The organism is Paenibacillus sp. GCM10027628 (assembly GCF_042676385.1).
Classification (GTDB): Bacteria; Bacillota; Bacilli; order Paenibacillales; family NBRC-103111; genus Paenibacillus_E.
The window spans coordinates 1-3,385 of record NZ_JBHTHA010000038.1; the positions used below are offsets into that span (position 1 = coordinate 1).

Genomic DNA, 3,385 nt, shown 5'->3' on the forward strand with positions numbered 1-3,385 from the left:
CTTCAGTCAGCTCCTTGCGGTTCAAATACCCGCGTGCGACGCCGTCCCCGCCTACGTACAGTTCGCCGACGACGCCGATCGGCACCAGCCTGCGCTGCGCGTCGAAGATGTAGCTCGTCAGCGTCGGGATCGGACGGCCGATGTTACTCAGGTTCGTTTCGATTTCGCGATCCGTTATTTCTTTGTAAGTCACGTGCACGGTCGTTTCGGTAATCCCGTACATATTGATCAGCCTTGTGTCCGGATACTTCGCCTTCCACGGCTTCAACATAACCGGATTCAGCGCCTCCCCGCCGAAGATGACATAACGGACGGCAAGCCCGCTGTCTGCAAGCTGCAGCTCCTCATGGATCAACGCGTAGAACGCGGTCGGCGTTTGGTTCAGCACCGTCACGCCCTCCTGCCGCAGCAGCTGCGCGAATGCCTTCGGGTTTTGCGCCGTGGTCTTCGGTACAACTACGCATCTGCCGCCGTGCAGTAGCGCTCCGTACATTTCCCACACGGAGAAGTCGAAGCAGAAGGAATGGAACACCGTCCACACGTCGCGTTCATGGAAATCGAACTGCAGCCGGTCATGAACGAGCAGACGCACGACGTTCCGATGCTCGATCATCACGCCCTTCGGCTTGCCGGTCGTGCCGGACGTATAAATGATATAGGCCATATCGTGCGGCCCGCCCACCGGTTCCAAATCCGTCGTATCTCCGGCGTACAGCTCGGTATCGCCCATGTCCAGCGTGACGCCGTCNACGCTCGGCGAGCAGGCCGACCCTGTCGTCCGGCCCCACGCCATGGCTGCGGAGTACGCGAGCCAGACTGTTTGCGCGTTCGTTCAGCTGGCGATACGTCAGCTGCTCCTCGCCGCAGGAAGCAGCGATGCGCTCCGGTGTCTTAAGGACCTGCGCCTCAAACAGGCCATGGATCGTTTGATCCTGCGGGTAGGATGCTTCGGTCAGATTGAATTCATCCAGCAGCGTTATTTTCTCCGCCAAAGATAAAAGCTCAAGTTCGCCCAAGCTGCGATCCGGTTCGTTCAAGGCCGACCGCATAAGATGAATCAGGTGAAACGCGATTTGCTTCATTAAAAATTCGCTATACAAACCTGTGTTGTAGCGAAGTACCAGTTCAATCTGCCCCTCGGCATGCGCAAACTGGAAAATAACGTTGGATTGTACATGATCGATACTGCTAGCGTCATGAATGCTGTCGAGCAAAACGAGCGTAGGCACGTAAGGTTTGTTGTCATTGCCCCCCGGCAAATCAAGCAGCTCAGCTAATTTGACATACGGAAAGTTTTGATGCTCATTGGCGGAGGTGACGGTTTCCTTCACCGCTGCCAGCCATTGCTTGAATGTGCAATCATCCTGCACAAGTGTTGTTTGCAGCAGCAGCACCGAGTTCACCAGTACGGCATTTTGTTTGTTTTGCTTGAAAACCGGCATGCCGACCGCAAGCTCGGATTGGGAAGCGTAACGATGCAGGATGTATTTGACTCCGGACAAAAGGATCATAAAAAGAGCAAAATCGGACTTATTCGCGATACCCAGCAGCTTGTGCGAAAGCTCGGACGGAAAGCCGTATTTGATCGCTGACATACTGCCGGAGGTTGTGGCTAACCGATCGGCATCTCGCGGAAATTCCGACAGCACGATTTCGCCCTGCAGCTTGTTCAGCCAATACTGCTGCTCTTTTTCAAATTGACCGTCAGCAAGCATCATATTTTGCGTATATTTATCGATCATGGGATCCTCCTAAAAGTATTCCGTAGGAAAACTTACTTCGTAAGCGTCGGCTGAGCACTAAAATAACTAAAATAGAAACTCCACTTTACCTGGCAGCACATTTTCCAGCTTGTCAAAGCGCTGAAGCACAATGTCACTCAACAAAAGGGCCGGATTTTCAGTAACCTGCTGCAATAACGCTTGATAATCGTCCATCATCCGTTCAATCGTCTCTTTTTTAAATAACTGCGTACCGTATTCCGCATGGATCACAATATCGCGCTCATCCTCGAACGCTTTCACGGACAAATCGAACTGGGCGATTTTGTTTTCCCTGTGGTAAGGTTCGAATTTAAGACCGGCAAACTCCGAAGCCTTCATGTCCTGGTTCTGCACGCTGAACACCGTATCGAAGAGCGGATTCCGGCTTAAATCCCTCCGCAGCTCCAATTGATCGATTAGCATCTCCAGCGGATAGTGCTGGTGTTCCAGGGCATGCAATGAACTGCGTTTTACTTCCTCCAGGAATTGCCCGAACGTTTTGCCGCTTTCCGGACGAGTGCGGATCGCGAGCGTATTGACGAACATGCCGATCATGTTCTCCGTCTCAGCAACCGACCTGCCTGCTACCGGAGTTCCCACGATGATATCCGTCTGCCCGCTGTATTTGGCAATCAAAACTTGATAAGCCGCAAGCATAATTATGTAAAGCGTGGCCCCGCATTCGGACGCCAGCTTATAAATTTGATCATGCAATGGCTGCCCGGACCTGACAATGACCGCATCCCCTTCAAAGCTTTGCAACGCCGGTCTCGGATAGTCGGTCGGCAGCGTCAGCACTGGAATTTCGCCGGAGAACGTCTCCAGCCAGTACGCTTCATGGATACGCATCGTTTCGGAACCGAGCATCCGGTTCTGCCAAACGGAGAAATCTTTATATTGGACCGTTAATTCAGGCAGGTCGTCCCCGTGATACAGACAAGCAAATTCATTCAGCAAAATGCCCATCGACACACCGTCGGATACGATATGGTGCATATCAAACAGCAGCAAATAGCGCTGTGCACTTATATGAACAAGCTTGACTCTCAACAGCGGCGCCTTTTGCAGATGGAATGGCCGTACAAACTCCGCTGCGATGGACTCCAGTCCGACCTCTGTACTTCTGTCGTATTCGACCTGAAAATCAACATCCCGATGTACGATTTGCACTGCTTCGCCATGAACCGTTTCGAATGTTGTCCGCAGTGATTCATGCCGCTCGATCAAACGGCGGAACGTCTGCTCGAATCTATCCAGTTCCAGTTCGCCTTCGATAAACATGGCGCCTGGAATGTTATAGCTAGTACCCGAGCCTGTAAATTGGCTCATAATAAACATCCGTTTCTGGGCGGAGGAAACGGGGTAATAATCGCGCGGTTCCACTAGCGTGAGTGCCGCAAACGCTTCTCTGTCAGCCTCTGCGATTTGCAGTGCCAGCGCCTCAATCGTCGGCGATTCGAACAGCACCCGCAGCGGCACGTTCACTTGAAGCTGCTGCTTGATCCGCGCCAGCAGCGTCATCGCCTTCAGCGAGTGGCCGCCGAGCAGGAAGAAGTCGTCGCGGATGCCGACTTGCGGCACGCCGAGCACGTCCTGCCAGATGGCGGCGAGTCGCTCTTCCG

The 3,385-nt window shown here is 53.2% G+C and carries 1 protein-coding gene and 2 pseudogenes; all 3 read right to left on the bottom strand.

Annotated elements, in window-relative coordinates:
* Positions 1-1,049, bottom strand: a pseudogene (locus ACFQZT_RS34025) (AMP-binding protein); the annotation flags it as partial.
* Positions 1,032-1,742 (bottom strand): annotated as a pseudogene (locus ACFQZT_RS34030) (condensation domain-containing protein); the annotation flags it as partial. The pseudogenes ACFQZT_RS34030 and ACFQZT_RS34025, both read right to left, overlap by 18 nt.
* A gap of 66 nt (positions 1,743-1,808) precedes the next feature.
* Positions 1,809-3,385: condensation domain-containing protein (locus tag ACFQZT_RS25935; protein ID WP_379304666.1), on the bottom strand; the 1,577-nt coding region annotated here is incomplete at its 5' end.